The sequence below is a fragment of the Lonsdalea britannica genome, from assembly GCF_002111595.1.
GTDB lineage: Bacteria > Pseudomonadota > Gammaproteobacteria > Enterobacterales > Enterobacteriaceae > Lonsdalea > Lonsdalea britannica.
Genome location: NZ_LUTN01000001.1, coordinates 92,509 through 114,205, shown reverse-complemented (window position 1 = coordinate 114,205; position 21,697 = coordinate 92,509). Strand labels below are relative to the sequence as shown.

Genomic DNA, 21,697 nt, shown 5'->3' with positions numbered 1-21,697 from the left:
TGACTTCCTTTGCGTTGGCATGGAGAAAACAGAGTGAGGCGCCGCGACGACGCCGATGCGCGGTGTGGTTAGCAGTCAGCCTGCCGCAGGCTAGCGGGACGCATATCCTGCCACTGAGTTTCAATCCAGTTCAGGCAGGCCGAGCGGTCGCCCGGTCCGTATACGGTGTCCCATCCGGCGGGGACGGCGGCAAACGAGGGCCAGAGGCTGTACTGCGCCTGCGCGTTGATCAGCACCAGAAACACGAGGCTGTCATCATCAAACGGGTTGGGTTGTTCCTGACTCATACTTATTCCCTTTTTCCATGTGGTTGGGGCATGCATGCCCCCTCAGTCATCTCCGCCATCAGCCAGCGGCAGCCGTCAATCAAGCCGCCGCGCCAGCACAGCGCATCGTGGCCGCCTGCGTACACCCGGAACTGAACCCGGTGCCCTGCCTCGGTCAGTACCTGATGCATCTGCTGATTGACGAATTCAATGTCCGCTTCGCGGCTGCCCGCTTCCTGAAATACCTTCAGCGGACGGTCTGTGCGCCCCTGTTGGCGGACCTGCTCGCCCAGCCAGCCCCCCTGATGGGCGCAAGGTTCGCCTTTCGTGATAAAGGACAGGTCGGGCCACCAGAAAGAGCCGGATTGCGTCAGCACCCGACCAAAACGCTGCGGGATAAACAGGCCGGCATACAGCGCAGCCAGTCCGCCGTAGCTCTGACCCGCCACCAGCGTGCGCTCGCGGTCATGGCTGAAGGGCGTGTGCCGGGCGGCTAACGGCAGCAGTTCCTCCTGCACCGCTGCCCAAAATTCGGCGTTGCAGGGCAGTTCGTCGCCGCGTGTTGCCGGGTCGATCGCGTCGATCAACAGCCAGACGGCAGGCGGCAACCCGCCGCCTTGGGTTTCTTCGTCCAGCGCGGAAAAGAGCGGAAATTGCTCCGCCCAGCGCTGGCCGTCGAGCACAATCGCCAGCGGACGCTGCTCCGGCGCGTCGCCGCCTCCCGTGGTGTAAAGCCAGATGCATCGGGCGTTGCCCAGCCTGTCGCTGCGCCACGTGAAGGTATGCAGCCGCCGCGCGTCCGGCACCGCCCCCTGCCCCCGGTCAACGCGCCGCCACGCCGCCTGCGAGGGCGCACCCGGCATATGAGCGGACGACTCCGGCTGGCCGCCCCAGGTCTGGTGGGGAGCATGCGCATTCAGCGGATCGGCGATGGCATGGACCGCGAGCGAACACCACCACTCGCGCTGCTGCTGGCGTCGAACCTGTTCGTCCTCACTAAAGGTGGGCGGCAGATCGGCGGCAGAGATAGGCAGCAGGCAGTAGCTGCCGCGCCACGCCTTCTCCACCAAAACAGACCAATGCCAGACATCGGTTCCGGCCAGACGCCGTAGGCTTTGCGGCGAGCAGCTGTGGTGGTCGGTGACGCCGTTGATATCCGCATAGACTCGCAGGGTCGCAGACCGCGCCTCCGACCCTGCGGGATCGCGCCACAGAAACGTCGCCCTCACCTGCTCCACTCCTGCACTTTCCACCAGTGGCGTACCGAGATGAGCGACCCGTCGCCACCAGGCTTCCGTCCCCGTATCCGGCGCCGCCAAGAGTGTTGCCGCATAGCCGGACGGCAGTGGATCAAACATAAAACCTCCAGGTTTCGCCCACGAACAATTACTTAAGATTAATTACTTAAATCTTACCGTCTGCGGATTACATCACAGAAATAGACATAAAAACGAATAATATTGAGAATCATTTACAGTTGCAATAACATGTGTGCCGAACTTACGTTAAGACAGGGATTAATGTGAGCTAAGACCACTAAAAACAAGAGGTTTATCAACTTCCCGCCGGAGTCATGGTTAACCATTACGGTGGGTCGTTGACGCAATGCTTACGGAATTCTTCTTTCAGATGTTTTGCGACAGGATTTTCAAAGGGATAAATCATGTTTAAAACCAAAATAAAACCATTAGCACAGCTTATTACTCTTTGTACTAACAGCCGCAGAGCCCCTCTGGTGCTGGCTTCGACGCTCTTGCTCCCTCCATTGACGCAGGCGGTGGAAACGCCCTCCTCGGCCGATAAAAACGACACCATTGTCGTGACGGCAACGCCGGGAGAAAGCGTCACGGCGCCGCTGCGCGGCATCGTCGCCAAGGCCAGCGCATCCGGCACCAAGACGGAGACGCCGTTGGTCAAAACGCCGCAGACGATTTCCGTCGTGACCCGCGACCAGATGGACCAGCAGGCCGTGGGCTCCGTGGCTGACGCGCTGAACTACACCAGCGGCGTCGTCACCAACTACCGCGGCTCCTCTAACCGTAACGACGAAGTGATCGCCCGCGGATTTCGCTACGCGCCGAAATTCCTGGATGGCCTGAGCTTCGGTCTGAGCGGTCAGGGTTCCTCGCTCGGCAAACTCGATCCGTGGCTGCTTGAACGCGTCGAGCTGGTGCACGGCCCGGCGTCCGTGCTGTATGGACAGGTGAATCCCGGCGGCCTGATCAGCATGACCAGCAAACGTCCGACGGCGGAAGAGATCCGCAAGATTCAGTTCAGCGCGGGCAATCAGCATCTGGGCGAAGCGGCGTTCGACTTCGGCGGCGCGCTGAACGACGACAAGACATTGCTTTACCGCCTGAACGGCATCGGCAGCACCCAGCACGAATTCGTTAAAGACTCCAAGCAGGAGCGCATCGCCGTCGCGCCAGCCCTCACCTGGCTGCCGAATCCCGATACCAGCTTTACGCTGCTGACGGCCTATCAGAACGATCCGGAAGCAGGCTTCCGTAACTTCCTGCCTGCCTACGGCACGGCGTTCGAAACAGTGTCCGGCTATATCCCTTACGACCTGAACGTCAGCGATCCTCATTATCACGAATCGAAACGCGAACTGGGGTCGCTCGGTTATATCTTCGACCACTCGTTCAACGACACGATCTCGTTCCAGCAGAACTTCCGCTACTCCAAACTGAAAGAGAAGTACAAGTATCTGGTGTACACCGTCGGCGGAACGACGACGGATACCACGATCTCCCGCCGTCAGCAGAAGGAGTACACCAATACCGACGAACTGGGACTGGATAACCAGCTGAAGGCCAAATTTGCGACCGGCGACGTCGCGCATACCCTGATCGGCGGTCTGGACTACAAGTGGCAGAAACAGGATTACAACTACTGGCGCAACGGCGGCGATCAATACGATTTCGACTGGGCTAACCCGGCCTACGGCGGTTCGTGGCTGGTCAGCGACAGCGAACTGAGTCTGATGACCAGTACGGTGAAAAAGCTCGATCAGGTGGGGGTCTATCTGCAAGACCAGATGGAGTGGGAGCGCTGGAATCTGCTGCTGTCCGGGCGTAACGACTGGAGCGAAGTGCGCACGACGGACCGCGCCGAGTCCACCACCACTCAGCAGAACGACAACAAGTTCACCGGCCGCGCGGCGCTGCTCTATGCCTTCGATAACGGTATTTCCCCTTACATCAGCTACAGCACCTCCTTCGAGCCGAACCTGAGCAGCGGCGCGCCGGGTAGCGATCCGTTCAAGCCGACCACCGGCGAGCAGTCCGAAGTCGGGGTGAAATATCAGATGCCCGGCGGCAATACGTTACTGACGCTGTCGCTGTTCGACATCACTCAGAAGAACATCACCTCCTACAACAGCATCACCGGGTACAACGAGCAGATCGGCAAGGTGAAATCGAAGGGGGTGGAAGCGGAAGCGCATACCCAACTGACCCCGGAAATCAGCCTGATGGGCGCGTACACCTTTACCGATGCGGAAACCCGCGAGAGCAATACCGCGTCGCAGGTAGCAAGTCGCCCGCGTCGATTCCACGCCACACCGCGTCCGCCTGGGGAACTTACCGCTTCCTGGATAACGCGCTGAAAGGTCTGACGCTGGGCACCGGCGTACGCTACGTCGGCACCAGCTATGGCGACAACGCCGAAAGCTTCAAAGTGCCTCACTACACCCTGTTCGATGCCATGGCGCGTTACGAACTGGGCGAAGCCGCCGCCAGCCTGAAAGGCGCGGCCGTGCAGCTTAATGTCAACAATCTGGCTGACAAACACTTCGTCGCGTCATGCAGCAATACGTCCGCCTGCTTCTACGGCTCGGGACGCAGCATCGTCGCCACGGTGAGTTACAGCTGGTAACGACGATGGCCATGCACCATCGCCGATAGCACGCTGGCGGACGGCATCACGCGTCCGCCCATTTTTGCTTTATTGCTTTGAAAACCCATCGCGAGGGACGTTATTGGCGCAGCCAGTTCGCACTGGCTTCCGCATGCGCCGCGCAGTCGATACGGCGAAAAACGCGTCCCGGCGAAAGGAGTCGAAAAAATGGACATGGGATTACCACAGCATAATCCCGACGAAAGACGCCCCGGGCGTGCTTTCGTTTTTGTGAATCAACCATAAGGAACGGACAGTGTCTACGCTATCTGCCAAGTCTTGCGCGTCGGATATCGGCGACCTACGCCGAGACGACATGCTATTCCTGTCGCCAGCCGCCAGCCTGCATGCCCGCGGCTGTTACGCCACGTTAACCCACCCGGCCGATGACGGCGACGACCTGAAGGGCGCTTTCCAGCATCAGGTACGCCAGCTGTTTGAGCAGGCGCAGAGCGACGGTCTCGACAATCCGCTGCTGGTCGGCGCGATCCCCTTCGACAAACGCCAGCCGGTCAACCTGCAAATTCCCACGTCGTACCGCTGGATTAAGCGTGAGACGTTGCTGGAACGCCCAATGGCGGACGCCTTTCCCCGTATTCTCCGTCAGCAACAAATTCCGGAGCGGGAGACGTTCATGCGGATGGTCAGCGCCGGTATCGATGCCACAAAACGTGGCGAACTGAATAAGATCGTGCTTTCGCGCCTGCTGGATATCGAAACCGAGCAGCCGCTGGATACGCTCTCGCTGCTATTGCAGTTGAATCAGCAAAATCCGTGGAGCTACAACTTCCACCTGCCGCTGGCGCAGGGCTGTCTGGTGGGGGCCAGCCCAGAGCTGCTGCTACGTAAACAGGGAATGACGATCGCCTCACAGCCGCTGGCAGGCTCCAGCCGCCGCAGCACCGACGCAGGCGAAGATCACCGGCTACAGCAGGCGCTGCAAAATTCCGTCAAAGACCGCTATGAACATCAGTTGGTGATTGAAGAGATGCAGCGCACGCTGCTGCCGCGTTGCCGCTCGTTGACGCTGCCCCCAGAGCCGACGCTCATCAGCACGCCGGTACTCTGGCATCTGGCCACCCACTTGCAGGCAGAGGTGATCGACCCGCGAGAAAACGCGCTGTCGATGGCCTGTCTGTTGCACCCCACCCCCGCGCTGTGCGGAACGCCGTTCCAACCGGCGCTGGACCGCATCAACCAGTTGGAACCGTTCGATCGCCAGCGTTTCGGCGGCATCGTCGGCTGGTGCGACGCACAGGGCAACGGCGAATGGGCGGTGACCATCCGCTGCGGCGAAGTGCAGGACAATCGGGTGCGGCTGTTTGCAGGCGCAGGCATTGTGCCGGACTCTCAACCGCAGTCCGAGTGGCTGGAAACCGGCGTCAAACTCAGCACCATGCTGCGCGCTTTCGGGCTACAGCAAGACAGGGAGTGCGCCGCATGATCATCGAATTCAACCGCTGGCCGCCGGCGCTCGAACAACGCTACCGAGCCTGTGGTTACTGGACCGATGCGCCGCTGGACGACATTCTGACCCGCCACAAAGACAGCGACGCCGTCGCCGTGATCTGCGGTGAACGCCAGTTCAGCTATCGCCAGCTGGACCGGCTGGCGTCCCGGCTTTCGGCCGCCTTGCGTCAACGCGGCATGCGCTGCGGCAATACCGCGCTGGTGCAACTGGGAAACATCGCCGAATTTTACATCGTCTATTTCGCGCTGCTGCGCGCCGGGATCGTCCCCGTCAACGCGCTGCCCAGCCACCAACGCAGCGAACTTAACTCCTATGCCGACCAGATTGAGCCGAAGCTGTTGATTGCGGATCGGCGTCATCCCCTCTTCTCCGATGACCGTTTCGTGGGACAACTGCGTGAGCGCTGCCCCTCGCTGCAACAGGTCATCTTGCTGGGCGATGAGGCGATAACGGCCTGTCCGCGCTGATGAATCATGACATCGACATCCCCGCGCCGACGCCAACGCCGCCGGATCAGGTCGCCTTCTTCCAGCTTTCGGGCGGCAGCACCGGTACGCCGAAACTGATCCCCCGCACCCATAACGACTATTACTACAGCGTGCGCGCCAGCGTGGACATCTGCGGCTTCACCGCCGCAACCCGCTACCTGTGTGCGCTGCCGGCAGCGCATAACTATTCGCTCAGCTCGCCGGGGGCGCTGGGCGCATTCTACGCAGGCGGCTGCGTCATCCTCGCCGCCGATCCCAGCGCCAGCGGTTGCTTTCCATTGATCCATCGACATCAGGCCACCGTCGCCGCGCTGGTACCGCCCGCCGTGATCCTATGGCTTGAGGCCGCCTCCGCGCCCGGGGAACGCAACGCGCTGAGCAGCCTGCAACTCTTGCAGGTCGGCGGCGCGAGACTGAGCGAGTCGCTGGCGCGGCGTATCCCGGCAGAATTGGGCTGCCCGTTGCAGCAGGTGTTCGGCATGGCCGAGGGACTGGTGAACTACACGCGACTGGACGATGACGACGCGCGCCGCTACGCCACGCAGGGATGTCCCATCAGCCCCGACGACGAGGTCTGGGTCGCCGACGCCGACGGCAATCCGCTACCGCCCGGTCAGGCGGGAAAACTGATGACGCGCGGCCCCTATACCTTTCGCGGTTATTACCGCAGCCCCGAGCAAAATCGTCAGGCCTTCGACGCACAGGGTTTCTATTGCTCAGGCGATCGCATTATCCAGCACGCCGACGGCTATCTGCAGGTCGTCGGCCGGGAGAATGACCTGATCAACCGCGGCGGAGAAAAAATCGCCGCCGAGGAGATCGAAAACCTGCTGCTGCGTCATCCCAAGGTCATCAACGCCGCGCTCGTCGCCGTGCCGGATGAGCTGATGGGCGAAAAAAGCTGCGCTTTCGTCGTGACCCGTCAGACGATCAAGCCCGTCGAGCTTCGCCGCCATCTGCGCGAACAGGGCATTGCCGATTACAAATTGCCCGACCGGGTGGCAACGCTGTCCTCCCTCCCGGAAACCCCGGTCGGAAAAGTGGATAAAAAACGTCTGCGCCAGATGGCGCAGCAGCGCTTCGCCCCTTCTCAGCAGGAGAATGATTCATGAGTATCCCCAAACTGAACGCCTATCCGCTCCCCACCGCCGAGCAACTGCCCGCCAACAAGGTCAGCTGGACGCTGGATCCTCAGCGGGCGGCGCTGCTGATCCACGATATGCAGCAGTATTTTCTGAACTTTTGGGGCGAAGACAGCCCTCTGACCGCCCGAGTGGTACAAAACATCGCGCGGCTGAAGCAGGTCTGTCGCCAGCAAGGCATCCCGGTGTTTTACACAGCTCAGCCCCAACAGCAGAGCGACAGCGATCGCGCGCTGCTCAACGACATGTGGGGACCGGGCATCAACCAGCATCCTGAACAACAAAAAATCATCCCTGAGCTAACGCCGGAAACCGGCGATACGGTGTTGGTGAAATGGCGCTATAGCGCGTTTGTGCGTTCCGATCTGGAACAGCAGATGAAGAAAGCGGGCCGCGACCAGCTGATCATCTGCGGCGTCTATGCCCACATCGGCTGCCTCACGACCGCCACCGATGCGTTCATGCGCGACATCCAGCCGTTCATGGCGGCCGATGCGCTGGCCGACTTTTCGCAGGAAGAGCACATGATGGCGCTGCGCTACGCCGCCGGACGCAGTGGACGCGTCGCCACCGTCAGCCAGCTGCTGACCGAGATCGCGACGGCCACCGGATACAGCCGGGAACAGCTGCGCGCGGAGCTGCTGCCGCTGCTGGATGAAGACAGTGACGATTTGGAAGACGATGAGAACCTGCTGGATTATGGGTTGGATTCCGTACGCATTATGTCGCTGGTCGCGCGCTGGCGTCAGGCGGGCTACGATCTGGACTTTGTCGCGCTGGTCAAAAACCCCACCATTGCGCACTGGCTACGCCTGCTGACCGAACCGCAGCGGGAGGAAGCATGAGTCTGGAGGCGGAATTTCGCGGTAAGCAGGTTTGGGTGACCGGCGCCGGGCGCGGCATCGGCTATGTCACTGCCTGCCGTTTCGCACAGGCGGGCGCTGACGTCACGGGTTTCGACGTCGCATTCGATGAGGCCGACGCGCCGTTCCTGCGGCGCACATTGGACATCAGCGATGCCGCCGCCGTCGCCGACAGCTGCGGCGAACTGCTGGCGCATACGCCGCAGCTGGATGTATTGGTGAACGGCGCGGGTATCCTGCGCATGGGCGCGACGGAAACGCTCAGCCAGCAAGACTGGCTTGACTGCATCGGCGTCAATGCGGGCGGCGCTTTCAATCTGTTTCAGGCCACGCTGCCGCAGTTCCAGCGCCAGCGCTCCGGAGCCATTGTGTCCATCGGCTCCAACGCCGCGCACGTGCCGCGCGTCGGTATGGCGGCCTATTGCGCGTCAAAAGCGGCCCTGCGCAGCCTGTGCCTGACGGTCGGGCTGGAACTGGCGCCCTACGGCGTGCGTTGCAACCTGATTTCCCCCGGCTCGACGGATACCCCAATGCAGCGCAGTCTGTGGCACGCGCCGAATGCCGAACAGCGCACCATCGAGGGATTCCCGGAACAGTACAAGCTTGGGATACCGCTGGGTAAGATCGCCCGGCCTGAAGAGATCGCCGACGCTGTGCTATTTATGGCTTCGTCGAAAGCGGGCCACATCACGCTGCAGGATATCGTCATCGACGGCGGCGCGACGCTTGGCGCCTAAGTCCCCGAGGACGGTCGTCGCGATAGCGGCGGTCGTCCTCTGCAACAGGAAGGAAGCAACCTCATGATCTGGACGCGAGACGTCACGCTGGCGCAGCTCAATCAGATGACGGAACGGAACCTGCTGGCGCACCTGGGCATGGTTTTCACCCGGTTGGGAGAACACGATCTCGAGGCCACGATGCCCGTGGACGATCGTACGCGTCAACCGTTCGGACTGCTGCATGGCGGTGCCTCGGTCGCGCTGGCGGAGTCGTTGGGATCGATGGCGGGCTATCTGTGCAGTCAGCAAGGGGAATGCGTGGTCGGGGTAGAGATTAACGCCAGCCACCTGCGTCCGGTCAGTCAGGGCGAGGTGCGCGGCGTTTGCCAGCCGCTGCATCTGGGGCGGAAAAATCAGGTCTGGCAAATCGAGGTCTTTACGCCGCAGGATAAGCTGTGCTGCATCGCACGGCTCTCTACGGCGGTGTTGGGGACGTAGTTCAGGCTTCGAGTGGAATGAGGCTCTCTGCAAAATCCGCCAGCCGTTGCAGGCCGTATTCCCAGGTTCCGAAGCCGGATTCAGCATTGATATGGCCGCCCTCGCCCACATCGACCAGCTCGCAGCCCCAGGCTGCCGACCAGTGCTTGGCGCGCTCATAGGTCATCAGCGGATCGTTGTGCGTGGCGAAAGCCAGCGCGGGGACGTTAAGCCGTTCGGCGCGAATACGCTCTTCAATCTCAAAACGCATTGGCTCCGCCGGCGCAACCAACATCACGCCCGCAATCCCCTCCATGGCTTCCTGCACCACGTAGCACGAGGCCAACGCGCCGAAACTGTGCCCGATCAGCAGCGCCGGTTGCTCGCACTCCGCCAGCTCGCGGCGGATCGCCAACGCCCAGCGATCGAGGTCGGCCGGAAACCACTCTTTCTGGCTGACGCGGCGCCAAAACGGAAAACGCTGATGCCAATAGCTTTGCCAGTGTTCGTCGCCACTGTCACGTAATCCCGGCACCAGCACCATCTTTATACGCTGGTCGATTTCCGCCAGCCGCAGGTCCAACTCTGTCGTCTGCATCAGACTGCTTTCTCCCTGTTCGTTGACTGCCTGAATGGAGCGACATCGGCGCAGGGCAAGCCCTGCGCCCCCATATTGACGCGCTGTCGTTGCCCGGCGCGCGAGGAAGGCTCCACATTTTACAAATTGATAACAATATAGCTTAAGTTAACAGCCTAGCACGGTGATTTGCATTTGTATCGGGGTTCTCTGCATCAAATTTTGCGCTCCGTCACAGGGCATTGCGCGATCTGACGGAGGCTAATGTGCAGCCATTTCACCCGACGCCGAGGGCGATAACCGGATAAATTCCAGCTCGCGCGGCTGGGCGATGCGCCGATAATCCTGCGTGTTCAGTATCAGCGAACGTTCCAGAGATCCTGCGTTGAACGCCAGTTCATCAAAACGGGAAAACAGGAGCGGATCGGCCACCAGCAGCAGATCGGGATGGAAGCTGAACGGCGGGATCGCGCCGAATACGCAGCGCGTCAATATCTCCACTTCCGCCGGACTGGCCAGCGAAGCGCGCGTTCCGCCAAGTCCCTGAGCCAGTCGCTGCAAATCCGCCTGACAATCGGCGGGCAGTACCGCCAGAACATGCTGGCGTAAACCGTTACCCTTCACGTGGCATACCAGCGCTTTAGCGCCCTGCCCCAACGCCGTCCCCCGCTGAGCGGCGACCTCTTCCGAGCGCCCGGCGCTGGCGTGTTCGACCACCCGATAGCGCGCCTGTCCTTGATCGAGCTGTGCGCATAATTGCGAAAAAATAGAAGGAGTTTGCATCGGTTTTCCTATATCCGTTATCTCGTCGACCCGCACACAGAATAAACGCGTCGATGACCAAGTGGCAAAGATCCGTGCGATCGCACTCGATTTCCGCATTCTGCCGGGGATACCTCTTGAATTCCTCCCCATACCCAGCGTAGATTGGGCGCCGGTAAAATGCGGCCCCAGAGCCGTGCCGTCATCTCCGACCAGAGAGCGTTTCGACCTGACTCATCAGGCGACCGTTTCTCTGCATAATGGATAAGTCATGCGCATCATAGCGATACAATCATCATAACGATGCAATCATCATCGCGACACGGTGGTTGCTGGAGAGAATAATCAGTGAAGTACTTCTTTATTGCGGTTTCGTTTATTTTGGTTCTATGGATTGGAACATTTATGATGATGGTGAACTGATTCGGCCACGTGATCGAATCCCACTGTCTCTACCGGGTAAAACACCTCCCTTGCAGCACCCTCGATAGGCTGATGGATCGTCCCTTGGCCTGATAAGGACCCGCCCCACTTTGGGGCCGACGTCCCCCTTATCCTAGCGCGTTCAAAACCAGACCAATCGCACCAGCCAGCGCCAGCCAAGGGCCGAAGGCCAGTGGGGCCTGTAAACTACCGCCACGGATCAATCGCCATAACAGCGTCAGCATCAGTCCCGCCAGCGAAGCGATCAACACCAGATTCGGCAAGACGGCCCATCCCAGCCATGCCCCCAACGCCGCCAGCAGTTTGAAGTCTCCGTAACCGAGCGCTTCTTTGCCGGAAAACCAGCGAAACGCCCAGTAGATCAGCCACAAAGACACATATCCCGCTACCGCGCCTACCACCGCCTGTGAGAGCGGCACGAACGTCCCGTCAACATTGAACAGCAGACCCACCCACAATAGCGGCAGCGTCAGCACATCCGGCAACAGGCGGGTATGGATATCCACCAGAGCTAACGTCAGCAGGACGCTGAAAAGCACCAGACCGCCCAACAGCGCTTCTCCGGGCGGCCACAGCAGACCCGCTAGCAGGAACAGGAGACCACTCATCAGCTCCGTCAGCGGATAACGCCAGGAAATCGGCCGATCGCAGCAGTGCGAACGTCCGCGCAGCCACAGCCAGCTCAGCAGCGGTATGTTATCTCTGACGCGCAGCCGCTGACGACAGCGCGGACAGGAAGACGGCGGCCAGCAGAGATCGTAACGCTCGCCAGACCTCGGCTCGTCCATGCCCAGAGTTCGGCAGGCTTCTTGCCGCCAGCGTCGCGCCAGCATGAGGGGCAAGCGATGGATCACCACATTCAAAAAACTACCGACAATGAGACCCAGCAGCACCAGCGCCGCCAGCCATACCAGCGGAAATGTCCCGGCAAACGCAGCCAACTCCATGAGCATGATTCCTTTTTTCTGGGAAAGGGAGCGTTAAGGCAACCGCTCCAGCGACAGCTTGTTGATGGCGACAATGCCCGAGTGGTCTGTCTGCGCGGCCACTTCCAGCTCCTGCGTCACAACGCCGTTTTTCTGTTCCAACTCCGCGAGCCAGCGCATCAGGGTGGCGAAATCGCAGGGGGACAGCGTCAGCATGATGCGTTCATCCTGTGGTTGCAGCCGCTGAATGGTAATCCCGCTGTGGGCGGCGCTCTGGGGGATCAGCTCCGTCAGATTGATATCCCGCCCTTCGACTTCGCGAGGCTGCGAGCCAGGCGGCGGCAGTCTGGATTCCTGCTGGCGCATCCATGTCACCGCCTGTCGTTCACGCTCGGCGGCCTGACGCCAACGCAGCCCCTGCTGATGCCAAGGCTGCCAAAGCAGACTGTAAATCAGCCAGACCAACACCAGTCCGGCGGCTATCCCCAATAACAGGCGCTCTCGCGGCTGCATCCCCAGCCAGCGCTGCTGCAATAACATCAAATTCATAGCTTGCTCCTTAGCACCAATTGACCTTCCGTGTGATCCTGCTGTTGCTTCATTTCTCCCGGCGGGATGTCGTAGTAGGCGGATGCCTGCTGACGAAACTGTTCCATTTGGACAAATGAGGCCGCGCGTAGCTGCAACCGCAGCTCGCCCCGCCGACGATCGTAACCCAGCGTCATCAATTGCAATCCATCATGCTGAGCCACCAGCTGTTGCAAACGCCCCACATGCGCCGCCAGCGACGCCGCCGGGTTGCCGCTTCCTGCGGCCCGGAGGTGCTGCTGCATTTGCGCGCGCGGATTAACGACGTGTTCATCGTCAGGGAATAGCGCCCGGTAGACCCGGACGCTTTCTTCCTGCCAGACAGTAGCCTGCCGATAAAGCTGATAGTGATCCCACAGGCTGCTGCCCGTCAGCGCCAACAGGTAGAGCGCGGCGGCGGCAATCACGCCGCGCCAGGGGGCGACGGCCTCACGCCACGGCTCGCCGACGGCGAAATCGCCCTGACGAAGATCCATGCCCGGCGTGACGGGGGCATTCGCCGCCAGTGTCATTAGCGATGTCTCCGGCAACGCCCGCCAGTTTTGCACGCCTGTCGGTAGGGGACTGTAGCTATGAATGGCGGGGCAAACGTCGGCGCTCTCCAGCAGCGTGCGATACCACTCTTCTTCCGCCGCCATCCCCGCGCCAACCGCCGTTCTGAACAGCCACGTCCGTTGGTGAAACACGGCGCTCCAGCCTCTTCCGCCAACGGCAACGCCAATACGTCCGGCAGAATAACGTGGATAGGGACGCCTATGGACTGGCTCTGCGCCACCCAGCGCGCCATCAGCGTTTTTTGCATCACCGCCACCGTGAAGCGATCTGCCTGCCGGGCGACCACCGCGAAATGCAGCTGTTCGATATCCGACGCCAATTGCTCTTCCAGCATAAATGGAATGGCCTGCCGCCAATGGCGCTGCGTGCGGCGCGGCAGCGTGACGGTGTGAAACGCCATCTCTGTGGCGGGCGTCAGGACGCGAACGGAACTTGCCGGATAGCGCGTCAGTTCAGCCTGCAATTCTTCCCACGTCCCGACGCCCTCCGTCAAAAGGTGAAAAGGCGAAGAGGAGGCGATCAACCACTCGACCTGTTGGTTATCCTCTGCGCCGAGGCGCAGGGTCAGGTCTCGGATCTCGCCCGCTGGCGTCATGTTACTCATCGGTCCATCGTCCTGTATCCCCCGTACTGCCGTTGTATGACATCGATGCGCCGCTTATGGCGATGAAACAGACTGCGCTGATACAACGCGCCCGCGTCTCCCTGAATGCGGACGTCGCCGAAAAACCAGTCGCTTTTGACCGCCAACGCCTGCCGGATATTGCTTTTGCCGGATTCCGGCAACTGCGGCAGCCCTACAAAGGCATCGACATTCTGCCAGCCTTTAGCCGGACGCAGCGCCACTACGCGCGCGGCCTCCTCCGGGCTAAATTTGCCCATCAGCATGGCGGATAACAGCGGCGCCTGTTGTTGCGTCAATGTGTTGATATTGATCGAGAACGTATCCACCGGCAGTACGCACACGTAGGGCAACAATCGGCGGTAGAGGTCCGAATCCACCCCGTTGATCGCCCGCAGCTCCGACACGTCCGCCATCGGCTGATTCGCCGGCTGATAACGCGAGTAGCGTCGTCTTCGGCCCCGTTCGCTCGCGGCTCGTGGTCTTCGTCCAGCCAGTCGCGAACGGCGGCGGTGACCGCATCGGCCCGCTCGCCTTTCTCGCCTAAAACCACCATTAACTGCCTGAAGACCTGCGCGGCATAAGGCGTCTTTTCAGAAGCCTTAGCCGTCGAAATCGGGCCTGTCGCGAGGGTGTTTTTAGGGCGCGGTTGCAAGGCATTTAAATTTAGGCAGGTCGAGCCATCATAAATCTGGCCGACCATTTCCCGACCGTCGTCCAGTATCTGTCTGTCGACGCGCGACCACGGCTGCCCGATGAAGGTGATTTTCGGCGAGTCTTGCCCATCACGCAGGAGCACGCTGCCCATCAACGCCTCCGCGCCCAGCGCGGTCCACCGAGCCTGCGTTCGGGTCAACAGGCTATCGGTGCGCTGATACGCCGTACCGGTATGCTCCGCCACCGAAGTCGCCACAATAACCATCAGCGCCAGCATCAGCAGCACGACCAACAACGCCATTCCCCGTTGTCGTTTCACTGGCTGTCCTCCGCTGCGCTGTCGCCGGAGGAGGACGAAGCCTCGTCGGAATCGCTCTCGTCAGACTGACCACTCCCGATCTCTTCCAGCTCCTGGTCGTTCTCTTTCGCCTCCGGATCTTCTTGCTGCGGCAGCAGGAACAGGCGTGTGATATCCCCGTAGTCGCGCAGATTGACCGTGACGGAAATTCCTTCCGGCAGCCGATCGGGATCGTCCCAATGATCCTGCCAACCGCCCTCGGAGAAGAAGCTCAGCGTAAAACCGTTGACCTGTGTCAGCAGCGGGCGGATCGCCATCTCCTGCTTCGGTAAGGGCTGTGGAGCGTCGAAAAACAGACGCTCCAGCGTGCCATGGCGCAGACGATACCCGACTCGCTGTAGCTCGGAACGGGGCAGAATACCGAGTGGATTAAGCCAGCCGCTGCGCACGAAGCTGGCGGCGCCGTCTTCGCTTTCCATGCCATAACGCTGGGCGAATAACCCAGGTTCGGCGGCTTCGCTGCGTCGCGGCGTGATTTGGGTGAAATCGCGCTCCATCAGCGTAAAAGTGCGCTGTAACTCGTCGAGTCGGGCGCTTTTACGCGTCGACAGTTCGTCCTGACGCATTACCCCATTTAGCACAGAGGAAACGCTGAGACTCAGGGCGGCAAAGACCACCAGCGCCAGCATCATCTCCAGCAGCGTGAACCCGCGCGAGGCGTTAATTCGCATCACCGTCGTCCTCTCCCGCCTGCGGTATATCGCTGCGTAATATCGCCGCTGGCGTGACGTCATGGCTGCCGTGACGCACCTCAACCTCCACCGCGCGTACGTTGTCATTGCCGCTATCGATGCCCCGATAACGCCAATACCACGTCGATTCCGCGAACATCACGCTGCCGTCGGTCCATGAGGTCGACGGCCACTGTTTTTCCAGCCGCAGCGCCGTCAGCTGATTTTCAGCGATCCAAACGGCGAAGGTTTTCTCTTCCAACCGCCCTAACGTGCTGGCCTGCTGCGCGGTGGTCCTCAATATCGCGAGTCCCGCCAGTGCGAACACCACTAGCGCGACCAGCACTTCCAGCAGCGTCATGCCCCGTTGCTTCATCGCGCGTTGCCCTCTGGGGACGCGCTGAGGATCGCCCCGTTGGGGTCGACCTCCAGCCAGGCGCTGTCCTTCTCGCTTTGCTGAAATTCGAGGCGGAATGGCGTGATTTCGCCTCCCGGCAGGATCAGCAGGGTTGGGGTCGCCTGTGTTGAGGTTACGCCCGGATCAACTTCGCCGTCCTTCCACTGCGCGGTAAAAGCCAGCCGAATATCGGCAGGCAGCGTGATGAGCGAAGAGTCAGAGCGCCACTGATAGGCTTCCGGCACGGAGGCGTCCGTCGGCTCCAGCACCGCCAGCTGCCAGCTGCGCGGCGCGATATAGAACCCCAGTACGCGATCGTTCTGCTGGCTGTCGGCCACCGCGCGCTCCAGCTGCGCCCGAAAGCGCGCCATCTGCCACTGCGCATCCCTCGGTTTTTGCTGCGGAAACGCCATCATCACCAGCGTGGCCGAGACGCCGGCCAACAGCACAACCAGCATCATTTCCAGCAGAGTGAAACCGCGCTGACGCATCACGGATTCTCGCTATGCGCCCCGTTGCCGATATTCCAGTTGCCGATATCGTCTTCACTGTCCGGCATACCGTCCGGACCGTAGGAGAAGACGTCGATGCGGCCGTGGTTACCGGGGCTAAGAAGCTGATAGTCCGCGCCCCAAGGGTCTTGCGGCAGACGACGAATATAACCATCCTGCGCGTAGTTGCGAGGTTCTGGCTGCGTGTTCGGCTTTTTCACCAGCGCTGACAGGCCTTGCTCCGTGGTGGGATAGCGGCTGTTGTCCAGTTTGTACATATCAAGCGCACTCTCCAGCGCCACGATATCGCTGACGGCTTTCTGTCGATCGGCCTTTTCTTTGTTGCCCATCAGATTAGGCACCACCAGGCTGGCCAGTACGCCGAGAATAACGATCACCACCATGATTTCTAACAGGGTAAAGCCCCGCTGACGTTGTTCCATTTTGTTGTTTCCTTTGACGTTATTCGAAATTACATACTCATGAGAGTGTTCAATTGCAGAATCGGCTGGAGAATGGCCAGCACGATGAAAAGCACAACCCCCGCCATCGTGACGACCAGTAGCGGTTCAAAAAGGCCCAGCGCCAACGTGACCTGAGCGCTGAATTCGCGATCCTGATTGTCCGCCGCGCGCGCCAGCATGGCGTCGAGATCGCCGCTGCGTTCGCCGCTGGCGATCATGTGCCGCATCATGGGGGGAAACAGCGATGTCTGTTGTAAGGCCTGATGCAGGCTGACGCCTTCGCGCACCGCTTCCGTCGCCTGCATGAGCCGTTGGCGGGCATCGTCATTGCTCAGCACGTCGCCGCTGATGCGCATTGCCTGTAACAGCGGCACGGCGCTGGCGTTGAGGATGCTGAGCGTGCGGGCATAGCGCGCGGTATTGAGCCCGCGCAATACGCGCCCGATTACCGGCAGCCGCAGGAGAAATCGATGGAAAGACAGCCGATATTTGTCCTGCCGCAGCAGCCAGCGGCCAACCAGCATCACCAGCGCCAACAGCAGCAGCATCCACGGTCCGCCGAGACGTACCCCATCGCTGATCCCCATCAGTAGCCGCGTGGAAAAAGGCAGCGCCTGTTTCATATGGACGAACTGGTCCACGACTTTAGGCACCACGGCGGAGAGCAAGATGCACACCACCGCGATGGCGACCAGCGTCAGGACGCAGGGATAGATCATCGCCTGTTGAATACGACTGCGCATCTGCTGGCGCTGCTCGGTGTAGTCCGCCAGCCGATTGAGGACGATATCCAGATGGCCGGAGGCTTCGCCCGCCGCGACCATCGCGCAGTACAACCGTTCGAAGCTGCCGGGAAAGCTGCCAAGCGCCTCCGCCAGCGAATGTCCTTCGACGACTTTGGCCCGCACGGCCGCCATCAGCGTACGCAGGCCGGCTTTTTCGCTCTGCTCCGCCACCGCGGCCAGCGCTTCTTCCAGCGGCAGCGCAGCGGCGACCAGCGTCGCCAGCTGTCGCGTCAACAGGGCCATATCGCTGGCCCCGATGCGTTGAGATCGCCATAACGTTATGAACCCGGCGTCGCGAGCATGGCCCCCGTCGCGCTGTGGTTCCAGCGTCAGCGCCACCAGGCCTTTCTCTCGCAACAGCTGTCGGGCCTGACGCGCCGAGTCAGCCTCCTGAACACCGCGGCTGCGTTTTCCCTGCGCGTTCAGCGCCTGATAGTGAAACAGCGCCATCTCATTCCGCCCTTGTCACACGCACCACCTCATCCCAGGTGGTGTTGCCCGCGATGACCTGCTGCAAGCCGCTCTGCCGCAGCGATCCCCAGCGTTCGCCGAGCCGTTGAGCAATTTGCTGCTCACCTTCCCGCTGGTGAATGGCCGTTCGAATATCGTCGTCGATCGGCAGCAGTTCGTGGATCGAGGTACGCCCGCGATAGCCCGTTTCATTGCAGGCTGGACAGCCCCCGGCGCGATACAGCCGGGTGCCGGGCGCGACGCCCATCAGCGTCGCCTGTTCCGCGCTAACCGAGTAGGGCTGGCGGCAGTCCTGACACAGGGTGCGCACCAACCGCTGCGCCAACACGCCAAGCAGGGAGGTCGATAACAGAAACGGCTCCACGCCCATGTCCGTCAGGCGGGAAAGCGCGCCGAGCGCGCTGTTGGTATGCAGCGTCGACAGGACCAGATGCCCGGTCAGCGAGGCTTGTACGGCGATCTGCGCCGTCTCGCCATCGCGGATCTCCCCCACCAGCACGACGTCCGGGTCCTGACGAAGGATGGCGCGCAGCCCGCGCGCGAACGTCATGCCGACCTTGGTGTTTACCTGCGTCTGGGCAATGCCATCCAGCTCATACTCGATAGGATCTTCCACCGTCATGATGTTGCGTTCGGTGGCGTTGAGGCGACTCAGCGCCGCATACAACGTGGTGCTTTTGCCCGAGCCGGTCGGCCCGGTGACCAGAATGATGCCGTGCGGCCGGTGGATCAGTTCGTCTATCTCACGCTGATGCGCGGCGCTCATGCCCAACGCGGCCAGATCCAGCCTCACGCTGTCTTTGTCCAGCAAGCGCAGCACCACGCGTTCACCGTAGTTGGAGGGCAACGTTGAAACACGCACGTCGATGGCGCGACCGCCGATACGCAGTACCATGCGCCCATCCTGAGGCACGCGTTTTTCAGCGATATCCAGCTTCGCCATGACTTTGATGCGGGAGACCAACAGAGGGGCCAGCTGACGCGGAGGACGCAGGATTTCCCGCAGCACGCCGTCAATCCGGAAGCGGATCAGCAGGTTACGCTCGTAGGTTTCGATATGGATGTCGGAAGCTTTATACTTGATCGCCTCCGTCAGCATGGCGTTGATCAGACGGATGATCGGGGCGTCGTCGTCCGCATCCAGCAGATCGTCGCTGTCCGGCAGCTCTTCGGCCAGCGTGTAGAAGTCGATATCGTTGCCGATGTCTTCCATCAGCTGCTGTGCGGCGGCCGAGTCACGCTGGTAGTGCTGCACCAACGCCCGCTCAAATTCCGCTTCGCTGAGGCGACTCACACTTAACGAAACGCCCGCCACGCGTCGGGCTTCTAAAAAAGCGTCGGGCTGCGTTTCGGCCACGCAGAAGACCTGTGCCACTGCCTGACCGCCACCTTCCTGCAACAGCAGTATTTTATGGCTGCGGGCATAGGCGAACGGCAGGACCGGATGAAGTCCTGGCGCCGCCACGTCCCGCACGCTCATCGCCCCTCCCGAGCATAGAACGACGAGATGGCCGCCTGCACCTGACGGAATACCATTGTGTCGCCGCCCGCAGGCAGATGTAGCGTGTCGTTATCCAGCACCGCGCCGCTGGCGCGCGTGGCGCCACGCTGTTGCTGCTGTTCATCGTTGAAGGCGCGATATTTGTTTATCGTCGCCGTCTGATACTGCATGCCGTCACGAATAATGGTCGGACGCAGAAACAGCATCAGGTTACGCTTGGTCACCTGACGGCTTTTGGAGCGGAACAAATTGCCGATCACCGGGATGTCCCCCAGGAACGGCACCTTGCTGTCCGTTTCCAGTGTGGTCTTGTCGAGCAGACCGCCGACCACCACGGTTTCGCCGCTTCCGACCAGCACGGCGTTGTTGACGGTACGGGTGTTGAATGTTGCGCCCAGACTGCTGGTGCTGCTCGACGAGGAATCCGCCACGCTGGACACCTCCTGCGCGATCTGCAGCAGCACAGAGTCCCCTTCGTTGATCTGCGGTTTGACCTTCAGCTTGATGCCGACGGTCTTACGCTCCACGGTGGTAAAAATGTTGTCCGCCGAGGTGGTTTGAGAGCCTGACAGTACCGGCACTTCCTGACCGACGTTGAAGGTGGCTTCCATGTTATCCAGCGTGACGATGCTGGGCGTCGCCAGCACGTCGTTTTTCGAGTTGCTGGACAACGCCGTCAGCAGCATCGACCAGTTGCCCTGATAAAACCCGGCGGCAATCCCGCTGAAGCTGCTGAGCACGCTGGAATAACTACTGGTCAGCGTGCCGTCGGCGCGATACTGATCGGAGCCGACCATCGCCGTTGAAATCGGCATCCCCGTACTGGTGAACTGCGTCATGCCCGCCCGTTTATTGGCCCACTGGATGCCAAGATTCAATCCGTCCGCATCCTGCACTTCGGCGATGATCGCCTCCACCAGCACCTGAGGACGACGGATATCCAGCTGATCGATGACCTGTTCCAAATCGCTCATGATGTCGGGCGGCGCGGTGATAATCAGCGCGTTGGTCTGATCGTGCGCGCGGATGGTGACCTCTTTCCCCTGAATCATGATGGTCTTGCCGCCGGAGCTGCCGCTAGAGCTGAACGCCGAGCCAAAACCGAGGCTACTACTGCCGTTAGACGAAGCGCTGTCCTCGCTATTGGAGGAGGACGACGACGACGAGGATGAACTGCCGCTGTTCTGGGTACTGTGCGACGTGCTGGGCGTGCTTGAACTATTACGGCTGCCGCTGGTGCCGCTTCCCGCCAGCACTTCCAGCAGCTCCACCGCCTTGGCGTATTTAAGGTAGATGACCTTGGTGCCGCCCTGCACGACCTGCTTGCGGTCGAGCTGGCGAATCATCTGTACCGCGCGCTGACGCGACTTTTCTTCGCCGCTGACGATGACCGAATTGGTCCGGCTATCCGCGACCACATTCGCCAACACGCTGCTCGGCAACGCGTTTTTCTCATCGGTTTTATTGAGGTTGTTCACCAGCTTGACCATATCGTCCGCCGAGGCGAAGTTGAGCGGAACCGTGGTCATATCCCGACCGCCGATTTTCTCCACCCGAGCGACGATCTCAAGCATGTGCTTCACCACCGCCGCGCGGCCCGTCATCAGCAGCGTATTGGACGGTTCGTAATGCACCACGCTCCCTGCCCCGGCGCTATCGTTCAGTTGACGTAACAGCGGTGCGAGGTCGCGCGCGGCGACATTATTCAGCGCGACAACCCGCGTCACAATTTCATCGCCGTGGCCCGGTTGCTCATCGCTGGCCAGCGGGATGGCGGCGGTTTTCGCATCTTTGGCCCGCACGACTTTCAGTACCCCGTTGTCCTGCGCAACGACGGAAAAACCATAGACGTCCAGCACGCTCAGAAAGAACTGGTAATACTGCTGTTCGTTCATCATGTCGTAGCTGCGGACGGTAATGGTGCCGCGCACGCTGGGGTCGATAATGACGGTTTTATTGAGGTTTTTACTGACGGTGTTGATGAATTCCTGAATGTCGGTGCCTTTAAAACTGGCCGAGAATTCAGCGCTCCAGCACCAGCACGACGCCAACAGCAGCGAACCGATTGCCGCTCGTTCCCATCGTTTGATCACTCCTTTGCT

The 21,697-nt window shown here is 60.8% G+C and carries 19 protein-coding genes and 4 pseudogenes; 7 read left to right on the top strand and 16 right to left on the bottom strand.

Annotation, left to right across the window (positions count from 1 at the left end; all coding sequences use genetic code 11):
- Window positions 1–68: 68 nt before the first annotated feature.
- Both AU509_RS00510 and fes read right to left on the bottom strand, forming a co-directional pair.
- The gene (locus AU509_RS00510) at window positions 69–287 is read right to left on the bottom strand and encodes an MbtH family protein (protein WP_085652208.1); all 219 of its coding nucleotides are present in this window, start codon (window positions 285–287) and stop codon (window positions 69–71) included.
- Window positions 288–289: 2 nt separating this feature from the next.
- Window positions 290–1,624, bottom strand: coding sequence for an enterochelin esterase (gene fes, locus AU509_RS00505; protein WP_094117383.1), 1,335 nt, complete (start codon window positions 1,622–1,624; stop codon window positions 290–292).
- A 305-nt stretch (window positions 1,625–1,929) separates the two neighbouring features.
- Here fes and AU509_RS00500 point away from each other — a divergent pair.
- Window positions 1,930–4,145, top strand: a pseudogene (locus tag AU509_RS00500) (TonB-dependent siderophore receptor).
- Here AU509_RS00500 and AU509_RS00495 read toward each other — a convergent pair.
- A complete protein-coding gene (locus AU509_RS00495; RefSeq protein WP_085652205.1) occupies window positions 4,133–4,342 on the bottom strand; it encodes a hypothetical protein in 210 nt (69 codons plus the stop codon). The pseudogene AU509_RS00500 and the gene AU509_RS00495 overlap by 13 nt on opposite strands.
- A gap of 80 nt (window positions 4,343–4,422) precedes the next feature.
- Between AU509_RS00495 and AU509_RS00490 the strand changes: the two genes are divergently transcribed.
- From AU509_RS00490 to AU509_RS00470, 5 genes and pseudogenes are all read left to right on the top strand, one after another.
- Window positions 4,423–5,610 carry an isochorismate synthase gene (locus tag AU509_RS00490; RefSeq protein ID WP_094117382.1) on the top strand — a complete coding sequence of 396 codons (1,188 nt, stop codon included), beginning with the start codon at window positions 4,423–4,425 and terminating at the stop codon, window positions 5,608–5,610.
- Window positions 5,607–7,237, top strand: a pseudogene (locus tag AU509_RS00485) ((2,3-dihydroxybenzoyl)adenylate synthase). The gene AU509_RS00490 and the pseudogene AU509_RS00485 overlap by 4 nt, the downstream one beginning before the upstream one ends.
- Window positions 7,234–8,112, top strand: coding sequence for an isochorismatase (locus tag AU509_RS00480; protein WP_094117381.1), 879 nt, complete (start codon window positions 7,234–7,236; stop codon window positions 8,110–8,112). Before AU509_RS00485 ends, AU509_RS00480 begins: the two are co-directional and overlap by 4 nt.
- Window positions 8,109–8,867, top strand: coding sequence for a 2,3-dihydro-2,3-dihydroxybenzoate dehydrogenase (dhbA, locus tag AU509_RS00475; protein ID WP_085652201.1), 759 nt, complete (start codon window positions 8,109–8,111; stop codon window positions 8,865–8,867). The genes AU509_RS00480 and dhbA overlap by 4 nt, the downstream gene beginning before the upstream one ends.
- A 63-nt stretch (window positions 8,868–8,930) precedes the next feature.
- A complete protein-coding gene (locus tag AU509_RS00470; protein ID WP_085652200.1) occupies window positions 8,931–9,347 on the top strand; it encodes a hotdog fold thioesterase in 417 nt (138 codons plus the stop codon).
- 1 nt (window position 9,348) lies between these two features.
- Here AU509_RS00470 and AU509_RS00465 read toward each other — a convergent pair whose 3' ends face one another.
- The gene (locus tag AU509_RS00465) at window positions 9,349–9,924 is read right to left on the bottom strand and encodes an RBBP9/YdeN family alpha/beta hydrolase (protein WP_085652199.1); all 576 of its coding nucleotides are present in this window, start codon (window positions 9,922–9,924) and stop codon (window positions 9,349–9,351) included.
- A gap of 240 nt (window positions 9,925–10,164) precedes the next feature.
- A complete protein-coding gene (locus AU509_RS00460; RefSeq protein ID WP_094117380.1) occupies window positions 10,165–10,686 on the bottom strand; it encodes a YbaK/prolyl-tRNA synthetase associated domain-containing protein in 522 nt (173 codons plus the stop codon).
- 327 nt (window positions 10,687–11,013) lie between these two features.
- On the opposite strand from AU509_RS00460, the gene ypdK reads away from it, so the two are divergent.
- Complete coding sequence (gene ypdK / locus AU509_RS18995; protein WP_118895324.1) at window positions 11,014–11,088, top strand: membrane protein YpdK; 75 nt, start codon at window positions 11,014–11,016, stop codon at window positions 11,086–11,088.
- Between the two features lie 128 nt (window positions 11,089–11,216).
- On the opposite strand, the gene AU509_RS00455 is transcribed toward ypdK, so the two are convergent.
- From AU509_RS00455 to gspD, 11 genes and pseudogenes are all read right to left on the bottom strand, one after another.
- Window positions 11,217–12,056, bottom strand: coding sequence for a prepilin peptidase (locus AU509_RS00455; protein WP_094117379.1), 840 nt, complete (start codon window positions 12,054–12,056; stop codon window positions 11,217–11,219).
- Between the two features lie 33 nt (window positions 12,057–12,089).
- Window positions 12,090–12,584: a type II secretion system protein GspM gene (gene gspM / locus AU509_RS00450; RefSeq protein ID WP_100053488.1), complete on the bottom strand. Its 495-nt coding sequence runs from the start codon at window positions 12,582–12,584 to the stop codon at window positions 12,090–12,092.
- Window positions 12,581–13,773: pseudogene (gene gspL, locus AU509_RS00445) on the bottom strand (type II secretion system protein GspL). Before gspL ends, gspM begins: the two are co-directional and overlap by 4 nt.
- A 5-nt stretch (window positions 13,774–13,778) precedes the next feature.
- A pseudogene (gene gspK / locus AU509_RS00440) lies at window positions 13,779–14,722 on the bottom strand (type II secretion system minor pseudopilin GspK).
- Between the two features lie 50 nt (window positions 14,723–14,772).
- A complete protein-coding gene (gene gspJ / locus AU509_RS00435; protein ID WP_094117378.1) occupies window positions 14,773–15,486 on the bottom strand; it encodes a type II secretion system minor pseudopilin GspJ in 714 nt (237 codons plus the stop codon).
- The gene (gspI, locus tag AU509_RS00430; RefSeq protein ID WP_094117377.1) at window positions 15,476–15,862 is read right to left on the bottom strand and encodes a type II secretion system minor pseudopilin GspI; all 387 of its coding nucleotides are present in this window, start codon (window positions 15,860–15,862) and stop codon (window positions 15,476–15,478) included. Before gspI ends, gspJ begins: the two co-directional genes overlap by 11 nt.
- A complete protein-coding gene (gspH, locus tag AU509_RS00425; RefSeq protein ID WP_094117376.1) occupies window positions 15,859–16,374 on the bottom strand; it encodes a type II secretion system minor pseudopilin GspH in 516 nt (171 codons plus the stop codon). Before gspH ends, gspI begins: the two co-directional genes overlap by 4 nt.
- Window positions 16,374–16,817 carry a type II secretion system major pseudopilin GspG gene (gene gspG / locus AU509_RS00420; protein ID WP_094117375.1) on the bottom strand — a complete coding sequence of 148 codons (444 nt, stop codon included), beginning with the start codon at window positions 16,815–16,817 and terminating at the stop codon, window positions 16,374–16,376. The genes gspH and gspG overlap by 1 nt, the downstream gene beginning before the upstream one ends.
- Window positions 16,818–16,846: 29 nt before the next feature.
- Window positions 16,847–18,073, bottom strand: a complete 1,227-nt coding sequence (gene gspF / locus AU509_RS00415) for a type II secretion system inner membrane protein GspF (protein ID WP_094117374.1) — start codon at window positions 18,071–18,073, stop codon at window positions 16,847–16,849.
- 1 nt (window position 18,074) lies between these two features.
- Window positions 18,075–19,574: a type II secretion system ATPase GspE gene (gspE, locus tag AU509_RS00410; RefSeq protein ID WP_162896379.1), complete on the bottom strand. Its 1,500-nt coding sequence runs from the start codon at window positions 19,572–19,574 to the stop codon at window positions 18,075–18,077.
- Complete coding sequence (gspD, locus tag AU509_RS00405; RefSeq protein WP_244201060.1) at window positions 19,571–21,661, bottom strand: type II secretion system secretin GspD; 2,091 nt, start codon at window positions 21,659–21,661, stop codon at window positions 19,571–19,573. The genes gspE and gspD overlap by 4 nt, the downstream gene beginning before the upstream one ends.
- Window positions 21,662–21,697: the final 36 nt, after the last annotated feature.